The sequence below is a fragment of the Sphingorhabdus sp. Alg239-R122 genome (assembly GCF_900537065.1).
GTDB lineage: Bacteria > Pseudomonadota > Alphaproteobacteria > Sphingomonadales > Sphingomonadaceae > Alg239-R122.
Map to the genome: position 1 here is coordinate 1 of NZ_UNRC01000013.1, position 14,299 is coordinate 14,299.

Genomic DNA, 14,299 nt, shown 5'->3' on the forward strand with positions numbered 1-14,299 from the left:
ATGCAAAACTGTCGTTCAGCTTTTTTGATTTCGTGAACGGTTACCGGGTCTCAGCGGCGCAGGATATTCTGCTGTCATCCCCTGATATGACCGTGCTGGAAATTCTCTACGCGGTCGGCTTCAATTCGAAATCCTCTTTCAACACCGCATTCAGAAAACATACTGGCAGCACCCCGACGCAATACAGGCGTGGCCACGCGACGGACGGCAGGGGTACTGCGGAATAATATCAGATTAATGCGTTCGACTTTCCCAATCCGGTCGATGTCCGGACGAGGAATCATCATGCCAAGGCATATTTCCCCGCACAAATGGAGATCGCCTGATGACACAGTGGATATGCAAAGCCTTCATCACACTGGCACTGGCATGCAGCGCCAGCCCGGTTTTCGCCGTATGCGAGGACACATCCAAACAAGGCGAACAGACATTGTGCGAAGAGCTGCGTCAACTACTGGCTCCATGGGATAGCGACAAGGCACCTGGTGTCGCTGTTTCCGTTATGCTGGATGGCAAGACCGTTTTCAACGAAGGCTTTGGCATTGCCAATCTTGAATATGATGTCCCGATCACAGGCAAGACTTCATTCCATATCGCATCGGTGTCAAAACAGTTTACGGCTTTTGCAGCACTAATGCTGGTTTCGGAAGGGCGAATTTCCCTTGATGACGATATCCGCAAGCACTTGCCCGAAATGCGCGATACCGGGCATGTAATAACAGTGCGGCACCTGCTCGATCATACAAGCGGCCTCAGGGATGAAAGCTCATTGCTGGCAATGGCGGGCTGGTACAATGACGACGTGATGACCAACGCACAGGCATATCGGCTCGTGTCGGGACAAGCCGGTTTGAACTTCGTGCCGGGCGAGAAGTTCGAATATAATAACAGCAACTATTTCCTGCTCGCACGGATTATCGCTAAAGTTTCTGGACAACCATTTGCAGAGTTTATGCAGAAGCGTATTTTTACCCCGCTTGATATGCAGGGCACTACAATTCATGAAGACAGCTCCATCACCGTTAAAAACCGTGCTTATTCTTATTATCCACGCGGCAATGGATTTGCGAAAGCTAGCCTGAACACGGGGATTACGGGATCAACAGGCGTGCAAACCACGTCAGTGGATCTTTTGAAATGGGCCAGGAATTTCGAAACACAGACCGTCGGTGATCCGGAAGTTTTTGCGCATATGAAACAGCGCAGCAGATTGCCCGATGGCACGGATGCCACCTTGGCACGCGGACAAGAGTTAAGGCATTACAAAGGTATGGACAGCTGGGTACATGGCGGCCGTATCGGCGGGTATCGTTCCTTTCTGATCCGTATCCCTTCAGAGCGGCTTGCAGTATCAGTTATCAGCAACAGATCAGATTTCGATATGGCAAAAATAGCATTCTCGGTAGCTGATATAATCCTGCGCGACCGCCCTGCATTTTCTGCACCGCCAGCCACGGCATGGCAAAAAGCCACTTCGGAACTTCTGGAAGAATTCACCGGTTCCTACGAATTGTTCAAAGGTATCATATTCTCCTTCACGGCGGATGGCGAAAATCTTCTTTTCTCTCCGCCGGGCAGCAACGCAAAAATCCCGTTGGAACAAGTCGGCCCCCGCCGCTTCATGCTGAACGCTGCACAGAATAACTCGATCGAATTCGCGCCGGGCAGAAGCGGACAGTCACCATCACTTACATATATTCTAAGCCTTAACGGGAAGCTGAAGGCTCCGCGGATCCAGCCTTTGCCATTTGATGCCGATAATGTGAAACTTGATGAATTCACTGGTTCCTATTTCAGCGAAGAACTGCAGACCCGATATAAATTCCGAGTGCAGGATGGTGCCCTAACGGCAGCACACGTACGCCTGCCCTCCATCACTATGACACCCTTTCAGCCGGACCGTTTCATTTCCCCCGAATCGGCCCATTTCCAGAATGTCGAATTTGTCCGTGATGATGCAGGTGCGATTATCGGATGCAAGATTTCGGGCGCGGTTGCCAACAATGTCTGGTTCGGGCGGCAAACTGACTGAATGTACTACTCCATGCCCGCCTTTGCCGCCGGGCGTTCGTTCATCACTTTATGCCAGCGCATCAGGTTGGTGAGCTCTTCAGGCGGCCGGTATTTCACCATCCGCATGAAATCAATGCCGGTAAAAGCGATAATATCAGCAATGGTCAGGCGGTCCGCGGCGATAAATTTGTTGCTTCCAAGCTGGCGGTCCAGCATTTTGAGTCCGCGTTCGGCAGTTTTCAGATTGGTCTTCGCCATATCGGAGTCCTGTTTTTCCAGCGCCGCCATGGCGGGATGCGAATGGCGCACCGCGATCATAAAAGGCGTCGCCACCATCATTTCGGCGCGGCGCGTCCACATCTCGATCACAGCAATTTCACTGGCATCACGGCCAAACATATTGGGCCTGGGATAGACGCTTTCCAGATAACGGCAAATCGCGATCGATTCGGTAAACACGGTGCCATCATCCAGCTCCAGAGCAGGCACATTGGGAAGCCCCGCCTTGGCACGATATTCCGCCGTGCGATGCTGTCCCTCAAACAGTGACACCTGCTCGATTTCAACATCTTCAATCCGCTTTTCCGCCATGAACCAGCGGACACGGCGCGGATTGGGCGCTCTTATGCTGTCATAGAGTTTCATCGCCTATTCTTCCTCACCCGCCTGCAGCTTGTCCTGCGTCTTGGTATCAAAGTCACTCGCATCATGTCGTTCGTGCAGCTGGCTCGACAGTTCGCCAAAGGGCCGGTTCACCATTCGCCCGCGCTGTACGGCGGGGCGCTGCCCAACTTGATCGGCCCAGCGCTGCAGGTTTTTATATTCATCCACCTGCAGGAACTCCGCCGCGTCATACAGCACACCCTTGGCCATACCGCCATACCAGGGCCAGATCGCCATGTCGGCAATAGTATAGGTATCGCCTGCCATATAGCTGTTACCTGCCAAATGCGTGTCGAGCACGTGCAGTTGCCGTTTTACCTCCATCGCAAACCTGTCAATGGGATATTCCATCTTGAACGGCGCATAGGCATAGAAATGGCCGAACCCGCCACCCAGATAGGGCGCGCTGCCCATCTGCCAGAACAGCCAGGACAGTGTTTCGGCGCGTGCCGTACCGCCCTGTGGCAGGAATTCGCCAAACTTTTCCGCCAGGTACATCAGGATCGAACCTGATTCAAAAACACGCACCGGCTTGGAGCCGCTATGGTCCATCAATGCCGGAATCTTGGAATTGGGATTGGCGCCGACAAAGCCGCTACCAAACTGGTCGCCTTCGCCAATATTGATGAGCCAGGCATCATATTCCGCGCCGCCATGGCCGAGCGCAAGAAGCTCTTCGAGCATGATTGTGACTTTCACACCATTGGGCGTCGCCAGTGAGTAGAGCTGCAGCGGGTGCTTGCCGACCTGTAATTCCTTGTCATGCATCGCGCCCGATATAGGACGGTTGATATTGGCGAACTTGCCGCCGCTTTCCTTGTCCCATGTCCAGATTTTGGGCGGTACATATTCGTTATTATCGCTCATTCTTAATCTCCCGGGAAATAATTGAACTGTTTCATTTCACAGCTTTTGGTATGCTATGTCTGTCTGCTCAAAATTAGGATGTATTGCCCGATTGGCAAAATATATCTTCTTTGTGGACCAGAAGAAGGCATTTGTCATCCCGTCACGTATGTAGCCGTCACGTATATGGCACCGTGCAGGTATAGCAGCTTTCGCACATATGAACGCACCGCGCATATTGATACAATTTGCGACAATTTATGGCCGTTCGGGCAAATTTATGCGACAAATGCACCCTATAAAGGCTTCAAGGAGCTGCTTTATCTCCCCTCTCTCATCCCAAGGCAGCTCCAACCTATTGAAAGGATTTTGACTATGAAAAAAATTTACCTCACTTCGATTGCAGCTGTCGCACTTACAGCCACTGCAGCCATTGCAGCCCCTGGCGATCGCGGCAGCCGCGATGCCAATGGCGATGGTATATTGACCCGTGCAGAGCTGAGTGCGTCGGTTGAAAAGCGTTTTGCAAAAATGGATGCCAATCAGGATGGCCAGATTGACAAGGCCGATCGTGAAGCACGTCATGCGGCCCGCTTTGCGAAAATGGATGTCGATAGCAATGGCGAAGTTTCAATGGCCGAAATGGAAGCCTTCCGTGCAGAAAAACGCGCGAAGCGTTTTGCCAAGCGTGACACCGACAATAGTGGCGGCCTTTCCATGGAAGAAATGAAAAAGCATGGCGATAAAGCTGGCAAACGCGGTAAGCGCGGTAAAAAAGGCATGCGCCATGGTCGCCGTGGCGGCAAGGGCATGATGAAGCGTGCCGACACTGACGGTAATGGCAGCATCAGCAAGGCGGAGTTCACCGCTGCGGCTATGCAGCGTTTTGACCGGGCCGACACCAATAATGACGGCCAGGTGACAGCGGACGAACGCAAGGCCGCCCGCGAAATGCGCAAAGAGCGCCGCGGCAACCGCGGATAACACCTTCGCACTAGCAATAAACGCCGGCCTTCGTGTTCCCCCTCGCACAAGGTCGGCGTTTTTCATGGCATATCATGTGTGCGCTGTGCAAAGATGGACATAGATGACCGACCAGACACATATCCTTCTCATCGATGATGAGCCAAGCATCAGACAGCCGCTTACCGAATATCTAGAGCGGCAGAATATGCGTGTGACAGAGGCGGAAAATGCATCCAAAGCGCGCAGCGAAATGCGCAAGGCGCGGTTTGACATCGCCTTGCTGGACATCATGATGCCCGGCGAAGACGGGTTGAGCCTGTGCCGTCATATTTCCGAAACCGCTGACATGCCGGTGATCCTTCTCACCGCAAAAGGGGAAGCCACCGACAGGATCATCGGCCTGGAAATCGGTGCGGACGATTATGTCGTCAAGCCATTTGACCCACGTGAGCTGGTGGCACGGATCAAAACCGTGCTGCGCCGCGCTCACAGGACAGGGCAGGTGGCGCGCGACGCACAGGTGTCTGGCTATGAGTTTGACGGGTGGCTGCTCGATACCATTAAGCACCAGCTTACCGACCCCGAGGGTGTGCATGTACCCATATCTGCCGCCGAATACAGGCTTTTGAATGTCTTTGCCGAACATGCTGGCCAAGTGCTCAATCGTGACCAGCTACTCGACATGGTGCAGGGGCGCGAGGCGAACCTGTTTGACCGCGCGATTGACAATCAGGTCAGCCGGCTGCGCAAGAAAATTGAAGCCGACAGCAAAAACCCCGAGCTTATCCAGACCGTCTGGGGCGGCGGCTATATGTTGGCTGCAAATGTAACACAGATCATTGCGGATGAACGCTCATGATGCGGCTGTGGCCCAAAAGCCTGGCCGGGCAATTGCTGCTGTCGCTTGCACTGGCATTGCTGGTTGCGCAGCTTATCAACGCGGCGATGATTTACCGGACACAAAAACAGGCGATCGAAAACCAGATAGCCAGCAGTGCAGCCGTACGCCTGATCGGTGCATGGGACCGTGTAGAGGCGGGCCAGCCGCTGACACGCGGCGACAATAGGGGGAAACACCGCAGGCCACGCTGGATGCGACGCGGGCGATATGCTCTTTCGGCGCATAACCCGATCACACCCGGCATGCGCCGACTGCCCAATGTTGAAGATAGATTATCGGATTATCTTGGCAATAATGGCCTCGAAATACAGGATATCGCCATCGCCCATCTGGACCAGCCCATGCCACAACGCAGGCGAAGGCAATTGGCCAACGAAGCGCTGGATAGCAAGAATGGAACCTATCGCACGACCATTTTGGCAGCGGTGCAGAAGGAAGACGGGCAGTGGCTGTCCGCCCGCTATGCCGCGCCGCCACGCCGCGGCAATATTAACGGCTTTCTTATCTTGCAGACGCTGATCCTTTATCTCGTGCTACTTGTGCCGATGGCGCTCCTGATCCGCCGGGTGTCGCGACCTTTGCGAACATTGACTAAGAGCGTGCATGAATTTCGCGACAGGCAGGAGCCGGTCACGCTGACCCCCAGCGGGCCGCAGGATATCAGCCAACTTACCCAGGCATTTAACGATATGAGCGCGCGCATCAGCACAATGATCAACGAAAAAGACGTTATGCTGGGCGCTATCGGCCATGATCTGAAAACACCGCTTGCCGCGCTGCGCGTGCGGCTCGAAAACATGGATGATGATGCACAGCGTGTGCAAATGATTGCCGGGGTTGAAGATATTAACCGTACGCTCGATGACATACTGGTGCTGGCACGAGTCGGTCATCCCATGGACGCCCCGGAACAGGTTAATCTGACGGCGTTGATACAGACAGTCGCAGAGGAGTTTGCGGATCTTGGCAAGGATGTGGAGCTGGCCGAAAGCCCGCGTATCGTCATGCCCCTGCATATCACATGGATGCGCCGCGCGGTTCGCAACCTTATCAGCAATGCGGTACGCTATGGCGAGCAGGCACGCATCAGCCTGTATCAGGCAGAAGACAGTGTAATCATACGAATTGATGATGATGGACCAGGTATTGCAGAGGCAGATATGGCCCGCATGTTTGAACCTTTTGCGCGACTCGAGAGCTCGCGAAACCTGGCTACAGGCGGGTCCGGACTTGGTCTGACGCTCGCCCGCGCCATTGCCGAGCAACATGGCGGCAAATTGCGCATTGCAAATCGCATAGATGATAAAGGCGTTGTTATAGAAGGACTTATGGCAGAATTTACCTTGCCCAGGATTACCACGTAACTTTACTGTCAGGCGTTGTTCAGCCAAGCTTAATAAAAAATATCCGATTTATTGTTTACACATGTAAACGTGTTGACTACATACGTAGTCGATAACCGAAAACATCTCAGGAGGCGGATATGGCTATAGAGCGCATCAGCGAAGCCGAATATGCGGTTATGGAAATTTTGTGGGATACATCACCCCAAACGGCATCTCAAGTTGCGGAAACGCTTGAGGAAAGCCGCGACTGGAGCCTGCAGACGGTAAAGACCTTGCTGTCCCGGCTGGCTGGCAAAGGAGCCATCAGCCATGAGCGCGACGGGCGCCGTTTTCTCTATGCACCTATCCTGAAAAAAACCGATTACGTCAGCGCTGAATCCGGGCGTTTGGTGGACCGCCTATTTGGCGGGCGGGCCGGACCGCTATTTGCACATCTCGCCGAAAGCGAAGCGCTGAGCGATGAGGATATTGCAGAAATCGAAGCACTGATTCGGGAGATGAAATCATGAATAGTGAATTTCTCCTCACATGGGCCGGCGACACGTTGTTCTCCGTTTCGCTTTTGATCGTATTGGTAATGCTGGCGCGCAGGCCTGTTGCAAGGCTGTTCGGGCCGCAAATTGCCTATCTACTATGGCTTATCCCGGCAGCGCGCATGGTGATGCCATCCATCACACGCACAGTGGAAGCACCGCCCGAAGGCGTGGCCGAAACGGCCTATTACATAATCCAGGCATCGGACACAGTCACCACGGCCGCAACGGCTCCTTCCACTATGGCATTCTATGAAAGCCCCTATTTCTGGCCGGTGCTGTGGATTGGCGGTGCGTCCATTTTCCTGCTGGTGCAGCTGGTAAGCTATGCCCAGCGGCGCGAAGAGCTGCTCGCAGATGCCGTGCATATAGAGCGGGTGCATGAGATTGACGTGATCGAAGTTGCCGGTATTGACGGCCCCTTCGCCTTTGGGCTGCTACGCAGATATATCGCACTGCCCATTGGATTCCGTCAATCCTACAATGCTGCGCAACGCGAAATGATCCTCGCTCATGAAATTGCACATCACCGCTCGGGCGATCTATGGGCCAATTTTGCCGCGCTGCTCGTGCTCTCACTGCACTGGTTCAATCCGCTGGCATGGCTGGCGTGGCGACAATTTCGGTTTGATCAGGAGGCCGCATGCGATGCGCGTGTCATCCGCAGCAGGCCTTTACCCGAAAAACAGGCCTATGGCGCTGTAATTGCACAGGCCGCGACAGGAAGGAACCTGGCTTTTGCCAGTCCACTTAATAGCAAGAATAGTTTGAAGGAGAGGTTGTCCATCATGGCAATGAAAGAAAAATCAAAACTTCGCAGCACAACCGGAAAGTTCATGGTCAGTGGCGGTCTTGTCATAGCACTCGGTATGACCGCGACAATCAGCTATGCCGTGCAACAGGCACCCGAACCACCTGCGACCCCGGAACCCATCGCATCGGCCGAAGCGCCGCCTGCCCCGCCGCCTCCGCCGGCACTGGCAGACGCCATGACACCCGAACCGCCTCCACCGCCCATTGCACCGCTCGAGTTTGAAGATGCCACAATCGATGTCTCCGCGGAAACAGAAGGCGGCAAGACTGCATATGTTTATAAGGTTACCGGGGAATATACACCCGGGGACGAAAAAACCATCGTCCTGCGCACGGACAAAAAACTTAGCGACGCTAAACTTCGCGCCAAAATTGCAAGAGTAGAAGCTTCAAAGGTGAAGGCTGACAGGATACGCATTTTTGCCGACGCCCAAAAGTCCAAGCGCAAGATTATCAAAATGCAAACCAAGCATGAGAGTAAATGGACCAAAACCAAGAAAGACGGCGATAAAAAATATGAACGTAAAATAATCATCTCGGGCAGTAGCGGTTATGATCATGAAGGCACCGGAATTGACCATGACGCCGTCGTTGCCATGTTCCCTTCCATCAGCATCAATGAAAAATGCACCGAAGGCGCAGATGGCAGCGCAACAGCCGTTACCAGCAACGAAAATGGCAAACAGGAAGTCAAGGTATTCATTTGCGGCGAAAAAAATGCCAAAGAAGCGCGGGCACAGGCGCTGGAAGGCCTGATTGAAGCCCGTAGCGACCTTGCGTCCGAGGGGGAGATTCCAAATGACCTGCGCACAAAAATAATCGCCAGGCTCGACAGCGAAATTGCCCGGTTGCGCGCGCGTGTAGAGTAAGCTCCCCAAGCCGATCACATCGACGCGTAAGGAAGGGCGTGCCATCATGGCGCGCCCTTTTTACATTGCATACCGGTTCGCATGGCAGGCCATATCCGGTTTATCTTTACCGCAAGGCGTGGCAGGGTGGCGCAATGAACATCCCCGCAAAACCTTACCCCACCGGGATATGCGAACAACTGGAACCGTTGGTGCGCCGCGTACTGGCGGGTAATCCTTCGCCCTATACCTATACCGGCACGCAGACCTATCTGGTCGGTGCAGGAGCTAATGTGGCGGTTGTTGATCCAGGCCCGGCAGACAGAGCCCATATAGAAGCAATCATGGCGGCTGTTGGAGATGCCCGGGTGACAGCGATCTGCTGCACCCATACGCACCGCGATCACAGCCCCGCCGCTGCCCCCCTGGCCCGGCAGGCCGGCGCGCCCATTATCGGCTGTGCACCGCTGGCGCTATCAGATGACGGTCCGCGCGCGGATGAAGCTTTTGACAAAAGCTACACGCCAGATCGCATTTTGGCAGATGGCGAACAGCTGTCCGGCGACGGCTGGACACTCGAAGCTATTGCCACTCCCGGCCATACCAGCAACCATCTATGCTATGCGGTGATGGAAAGCGGAGCGGTCTTTACCGGCGACCATGTCATGGGCTGGTCAACATCGGTCATATCCCCGCCCGATGGCGATATGGCCGATTATATGGCATCGATGCAGAAAATGTACGAACGCGAAGACCGGATTTACTACCCCGCCCATGGCCCCGCAGTGGAAAAACCGCGTCAGCTTGTGCGCGGCATGATGGGGCACCGCAAACAGCGCGAACGACAGATACTGCGCCATCTGGAAAGCGGACTGAAAACCATCGATGCCATGGTGCCGCTTATGTACAAGGGTCTCGACTCCCGCCTGTTCGGTGCGGCGGGGCGATCGGTGCTGGCGCACCTGATTGACTTGAAAAACCGGGGCCACGTAGCACGCAGCGGTGAAGACTGGAAGATGACGTGAACGCTTTCAAGAATATCAGCCTATTCGTGATCGGCCTTGGCCTGCTGGCCATAGCTGCCGTCGGCTGGCTCACCTATGACCATTTCCGCACGCCTGACCCTGAGACCATCGTCTCCACCAGCCTGGAAGCGTTCAAGGAACAGAACCGGCTGGTGCCGTTTACTGCGCGGTTCGTTTCAATTGCCACGACGTCGAATAAACGCCTCGGTTTCCGCTCGCAAAAAACGCTGATCCTGCCCGGTACGGTGCGCTATGAAATAGATCTGTCGAAACTGGAGCGCAGCGATCTGTCATGGGATGAGAACAACGGCACGCTTTCCATCACCCTGCCGCCAATTGAGCTGGGCGGCCCCGAATTTGATGCTGAAGCGCCGCAGGAATATGTTGATGGTGAGTTTATCCTCTATGTGACGGGCGATGAACCTGACTTTGACAAAGCGAACCGGCAGGCAGCGCGCACCGACATTATCAGGCAGGCACGTGAAGATACACCAATGCGGCTGGCGCGTGCCGCGGCAATCAAGGCGGTAGAAACCAGCTTTAGCCTACCACTACGCGCAGTCGGCATCGAAGCGGAAGTGAGGGCAGGTTTTGCAGAATAGATTTCTTGTATTTTTCGCGACGCTTGTGGTTGCTGCCTGCGCGCCGCAAAGCGCATCAGAAACAGGCCAGTCCATGTCGCTACCCGAACCGCATAGTAATAATGCCGTAGCGCTCGGCATATCCGGAAACGGACCAACGCTGTATAGCTTTAACGGCCTGACAAGCGGCAAGGCCTGGAATGACACGAGCAATGCAGCCTTTGCCTGCCCGGTGGAAAATCGTATTTGCCGCAAAATCGCGCCCGTGCCCGTTCCGCAAGGCCGTCTCGCAAGCGCGGCGGTGACGGTTGCGGATAAAATATACATCTTCGGCGGCTACACTGTGGCCGAAAATGGCGATGAGAAATCTACACCGGAAGTGTTCGCATTCGACCCCAAGAGTGATCGCTATACCCGTGTCGCCGATATGCCGGTACCGGTCGATGACATGGTCGCGGCTGTCTATCAGGGCCGCTATATCTACCTGGTTTCCGGCTGGCACGATGATGGCAATGTCAGCCATGTGCAGCTTTATGATACACAAACGGACACCTGGCGCCGGGCCACAGACTATCCCGGCGCGCCGGTATTTGGCCATGCGGGCGGCATTGCGGGCAGTTCGATACTCATTGCCGATGGCGTGGCGGTTGTCGGCATGAAAAAGGGCCGCCGCCAGTTTGGCGCAGTGGATGAGGCGTGGCGCGGCGATATCGACGCGGCAGACCCCGCAAAAATCGCATGGCGCAAAGTCCCGCCGCACCCCGGCAAACCTTTATATCGCATGGCATCGACCGGCGATGAAGCGGGCGGGCGCGTGATATTCGCGGGCGGCGGCGACAATCCGTATAATTATAACGGCATCGGTTATGACGGTGTCCCGTCCGAGGCTTCGGATATGATCTTTGCCTATGATTTTGGCAGCAACCACTGGGAAACACTCGGCACCATGCCCGCGCCTGGCATGGATTATCGAGGCCTGCCGCATCACCAAGGGCGCTATTATCTGGTCGGCGGTATGGACACGGACCGCAATGTGGCTGGCAAAATCACCGAATTTCGCATTGATGATTGATATTATGCCCGCCCGCATGGCATATTCATAAATGAAACAGGAATATCACGGGTTCGGCCCGCGTAAAAATAAGGAAATACCTTCATGACCGTGCAAACCGAAAATCTGAGCGGGCTAGACCTGCGCGCTGAAATCGACCGGCTGCGCAAAGACCGCAATGCCATCATCCTCGCGCATTATTACCAGAAGCCGGAGATTCAGGATATTGCCGATTTTGTCGGGGATTCGCTTGAACTGTCACGCAAGGCGGCAGAAACCGACGCTGAAGTCATCGCCTTTTGCGGGGTGAAATTCATGGCCGAAACCGCCAAGATCCTCTCCCCGCAGAAAACCGTGGTGCTGCCCGACCTTGACGCGGGCTGCTCTTTGGAAGACTCCTGCCCGCCCGACAAATTCAAGGCGTTCCGCGAGGCCAATCCTGATCATATCGCGCTCACCTATATCAACTGCTCGACCGAGGTGAAGGCGCTCAGCGACATTATCGTCACCTCATCTTCGGCGGAAAAAATCCTGAGCCAGATACCTGAAGATCAGCCCATTATTTTCAGCCCCGACAAACATCTGGGCGGCTATCTCGCACGCAAAACCGGTCGCGACATGCTGCTTTGGCCCGGCGTGTGTATCGTGCATGAAAAATTCAGCGAGACCGAGCTTATCAAGCTGAAGGCCGAATATCCGGACGCGCCGATTGCCGCGCATCCCGAATGCCCGGCGCACATTGTTGAACATGCCGACCATGTCGGCTCGACCAGTTCGATCCTGAAATTCGCGAAGGAAACGCCGGCAGATACCGTGATCATCGCCACCGAGCCGCATATCATCCACCAGATGGAAAAGGCCGTGCCCGAAAAGACATTTATCGGCGCGCCCGGCGCGGACGGCAACTGCAACTGCAATATCTGCCCCTATATGGCGCTCAACACGATGGAAAAGCTCTATATGGCACTCCGCGATCTCGAACCGCGCATCGAGATTGAAGAGGAACTCCGCCTGGAGGCCAAAAAATCACTCGACCGCATGATGGAGATGTCGAGCGGCACCGTAGGCCAGGGTGATCTCGGCCCGAAAGACCTGGCGCATAAGGGTTGATGCATCACCTATGACTTTTAAGCTCAACCGTTTCGACCTGGATGCCTTTGTGCAATCCACCTTTGCAGAGGATTTGGGTCCCGCGCCGGATTTTGTCGGGGATATTACCTCTGAGGCCGTGATCCCTGCGGATGCAATATTCACCGGGGTGATGGACAGCCGGCATGAGGCGGTGATTGTGGGACTGCCGATTGCAGAGGCTTTTTTCCGCGCACGCGACCCGCATGTCGAGATCGAGATATTGGTGGAAGAAGGCGAAAAAGTCGCGGCGGGAACCGATGTTATGCGGCTGAAAGGGGGCGGTCAGGCATTGCTGACCGCGGAACGCAGCGCGCTCAACACCGTGCAGCACCTGACCGGCATTGCCACTATGGCGCATACTTACGTGGACCGGATTGCGGGCACGGGTGCGACCCTGCTCGACACGCGTAAGACAATACCTGGCCTTCGCGTACTGGAAAAATACGCGACCCGCATGGGCGGCGCGCAGAACCACCGTATGGGCCTATGGGATGCGGCGATGATCAAGGACAACCATGTCGCGGTGGCAGGCGATATTGGCGAGGCAGTGCGCCGCGCCGTGGCCGCGGGTATTGAACGCATTATTGTCGAAGTGGACCGGGTTGACCAGATCGAACCGGCGCTTGAGGCAGGCGCAACGCACCTGTTGCTCGACAATATGGAGCCTTCCGTATTGCGCGGCGCGGTGACACTGATCGGGGGCCGCGTGCCGACCGAGGCCTCGGGCGGGGTCAATCTTGACACGATCCGCGATATTGCCGAGACGGGCGTCGATTTCATTTCAGTCGGCCGCCTGACGCAAAGCGCACCCGCTGCCGATATCGGTCTTGATTTCGCGCAGGTTTAAGCAGGTGCCGGATTTTCGTAGAATAGCTGCCGTACTTATTGCAGCATGGCTCGCACTGGCGATGTCCACGCCCGCACTGGCCCAGGCCTATCAGTGCCGCATCCCGCGCGGGGTGGGTGCGGTGCCACAGGTGCGCAAGCCCGCTGATGAATCGCGCCGTGTCAAACAGGTGGACGGTTATCTGCTCGCGCTCAGCTGGTCCCCCGAATTCTGCCGCACGCGGCAGGAAAGCCGCCGGCACAAGGGCCAATGCGGCGGCACGCTCGGCGATTTCGGCTTTATCCTGCACGGGCTATGGCCCGAAACACGCGGCAGTGACTATCCGCGCTGGTGTGCATGGCAAAAACCCGTTCCGCGCGACACTATCCGCAAGAACATGTGCACCATCCCGTCCGAACGGCTTATCGCGCGGCAGTGGGCCAAGCATGGCAGCTGCATGACACGTCAGCCTGGCACTTACTTTCGCATCTCCCGCGTCATGTATGATGCGGTGCGCTATCCCGACATGTCAGCGCTGTCCCGCAAGCCGCTTACCATCGGAGCATTTCGCAGGGCGTTTGCCGCCGCCAATCCAGGGTTGGAACATGACATGGTACTGGTGAAGACCAATGGCCGTGGCTGGCTGGAGGAAGTGCGGCTGTGCCTTGCGAAAAATTTCCGTCCGCGCCGCTGCGCCATGCATAATCGGCGGCAGCGTGCAAACCGCACCATCAAAATCTGGCGCGGGCTATAGAA

General features: G+C 55.5%; 15 protein-coding genes. 13 read left to right on the plus strand and 2 right to left on the minus strand.

What is annotated here, in order from left to right:
- Positions 1-227, plus strand: a 227-nt coding sequence (locus tag G6Q15_RS10895) for a helix-turn-helix domain-containing protein (protein WP_164118697.1), incomplete at its 5' end; no start/stop codon positions are given.
- Positions 228-325: 98 nt separating this feature from the next.
- Positions 326-2,032, plus strand: coding sequence for a serine hydrolase domain-containing protein (locus tag G6Q15_RS10900; protein WP_164118699.1), 1,707 nt, complete (start codon positions 326-328; stop codon positions 2,030-2,032).
- 5 nt (positions 2,033-2,037) lie between these two features.
- Here G6Q15_RS10900 and G6Q15_RS10905 read toward each other — a convergent pair whose 3' ends face one another.
- Together G6Q15_RS10905 and yghU are read right to left on the minus strand one after the other, a co-directional pair.
- Positions 2,038-2,658 (minus strand): glutathione S-transferase, encoded by a 621-nt coding sequence (locus G6Q15_RS10905; protein WP_164118701.1) that lies wholly within the window; start codon positions 2,656-2,658, stop codon positions 2,038-2,040.
- 3 nt (positions 2,659-2,661) lie between these two features.
- Positions 2,662-3,543 carry a glutathione-dependent disulfide-bond oxidoreductase gene (gene yghU, locus G6Q15_RS10910; RefSeq protein WP_164118703.1) on the minus strand — a complete coding sequence of 294 codons (882 nt, stop codon included), beginning with the start codon at positions 3,541-3,543 and terminating at the stop codon, positions 2,662-2,664.
- 354 nt (positions 3,544-3,897) lie between these two features.
- On the opposite strand from yghU, the gene G6Q15_RS10915 reads away from it, so the two are divergent.
- The 11 genes from G6Q15_RS10915 to G6Q15_RS10965 all read left to right on the plus strand — a co-directional run bounded on the left by G6Q15_RS10915 (position 3,898) and on the right by G6Q15_RS10965 (position 14,297).
- Complete coding sequence (locus G6Q15_RS10915; RefSeq protein WP_164118705.1) at positions 3,898-4,506, plus strand: EF-hand domain-containing protein; 609 nt, start codon at positions 3,898-3,900, stop codon at positions 4,504-4,506.
- A 103-nt stretch (positions 4,507-4,609) separates the two neighbouring features.
- On the plus strand, positions 4,610-5,347 hold the full coding sequence (locus G6Q15_RS10920) for a response regulator transcription factor (RefSeq protein ID WP_164118707.1): 738 nt from the start codon (positions 4,610-4,612) through the stop codon (positions 5,345-5,347).
- Entirely contained in the window at positions 5,344-6,753 is a 1,410-nt protein-coding gene (locus G6Q15_RS10925) for an ATP-binding protein (protein WP_164118709.1), read from the plus strand. Before G6Q15_RS10920 ends, G6Q15_RS10925 begins: the two co-directional genes overlap by 4 nt.
- A gap of 119 nt (positions 6,754-6,872) precedes the next feature.
- Positions 6,873-7,244 carry a BlaI/MecI/CopY family transcriptional regulator gene (locus G6Q15_RS10930; RefSeq protein ID WP_164118711.1) on the plus strand — a complete coding sequence of 124 codons (372 nt, stop codon included), beginning with the start codon at positions 6,873-6,875 and terminating at the stop codon, positions 7,242-7,244.
- Positions 7,241-8,950, plus strand: coding sequence for a M56 family metallopeptidase (locus tag G6Q15_RS10935; RefSeq protein WP_164118713.1), 1,710 nt, complete (start codon positions 7,241-7,243; stop codon positions 8,948-8,950). The genes G6Q15_RS10930 and G6Q15_RS10935 overlap by 4 nt, the downstream gene beginning before the upstream one ends.
- Positions 8,951-9,084: 134 nt before the next feature.
- On the plus strand, positions 9,085-9,954 hold the full coding sequence (locus tag G6Q15_RS10940) for an MBL fold metallo-hydrolase (RefSeq protein WP_164118786.1): 870 nt from the start codon (positions 9,085-9,087) through the stop codon (positions 9,952-9,954).
- Positions 9,951-10,556, plus strand: a complete 606-nt coding sequence (locus G6Q15_RS10945; RefSeq protein WP_240330858.1) for a DUF4230 domain-containing protein — start codon at positions 9,951-9,953, stop codon at positions 10,554-10,556. The genes G6Q15_RS10940 and G6Q15_RS10945 overlap by 4 nt, the downstream gene beginning before the upstream one ends.
- Positions 10,546-11,607 (plus strand): kelch repeat-containing protein, encoded by a 1,062-nt coding sequence (locus G6Q15_RS10950; protein ID WP_164118715.1) that lies wholly within the window; start codon positions 10,546-10,548, stop codon positions 11,605-11,607. Before G6Q15_RS10945 ends, G6Q15_RS10950 begins: the two co-directional genes overlap by 11 nt.
- An 84-nt stretch (positions 11,608-11,691) precedes the next feature.
- Positions 11,692-12,696 (plus strand): quinolinate synthase NadA, encoded by a 1,005-nt coding sequence (gene nadA, locus G6Q15_RS10955; RefSeq protein WP_164118717.1) that lies wholly within the window; start codon positions 11,692-11,694, stop codon positions 12,694-12,696.
- Positions 12,697-12,706: 10 nt separating this feature from the next.
- A complete protein-coding gene (gene nadC, locus G6Q15_RS10960; RefSeq protein ID WP_164118719.1) occupies positions 12,707-13,564 on the plus strand; it encodes a carboxylating nicotinate-nucleotide diphosphorylase in 858 nt (285 codons plus the stop codon).
- Positions 13,565-13,568: 4 nt separating this feature from the next.
- The gene (locus G6Q15_RS10965) at positions 13,569-14,297 is read left to right on the plus strand and encodes a ribonuclease T (protein WP_240330859.1); all 729 of its coding nucleotides are present in this window, start codon (positions 13,569-13,571) and stop codon (positions 14,295-14,297) included.
- The last annotated feature ends 2 nt before the right edge of the window (positions 14,298-14,299 follow it).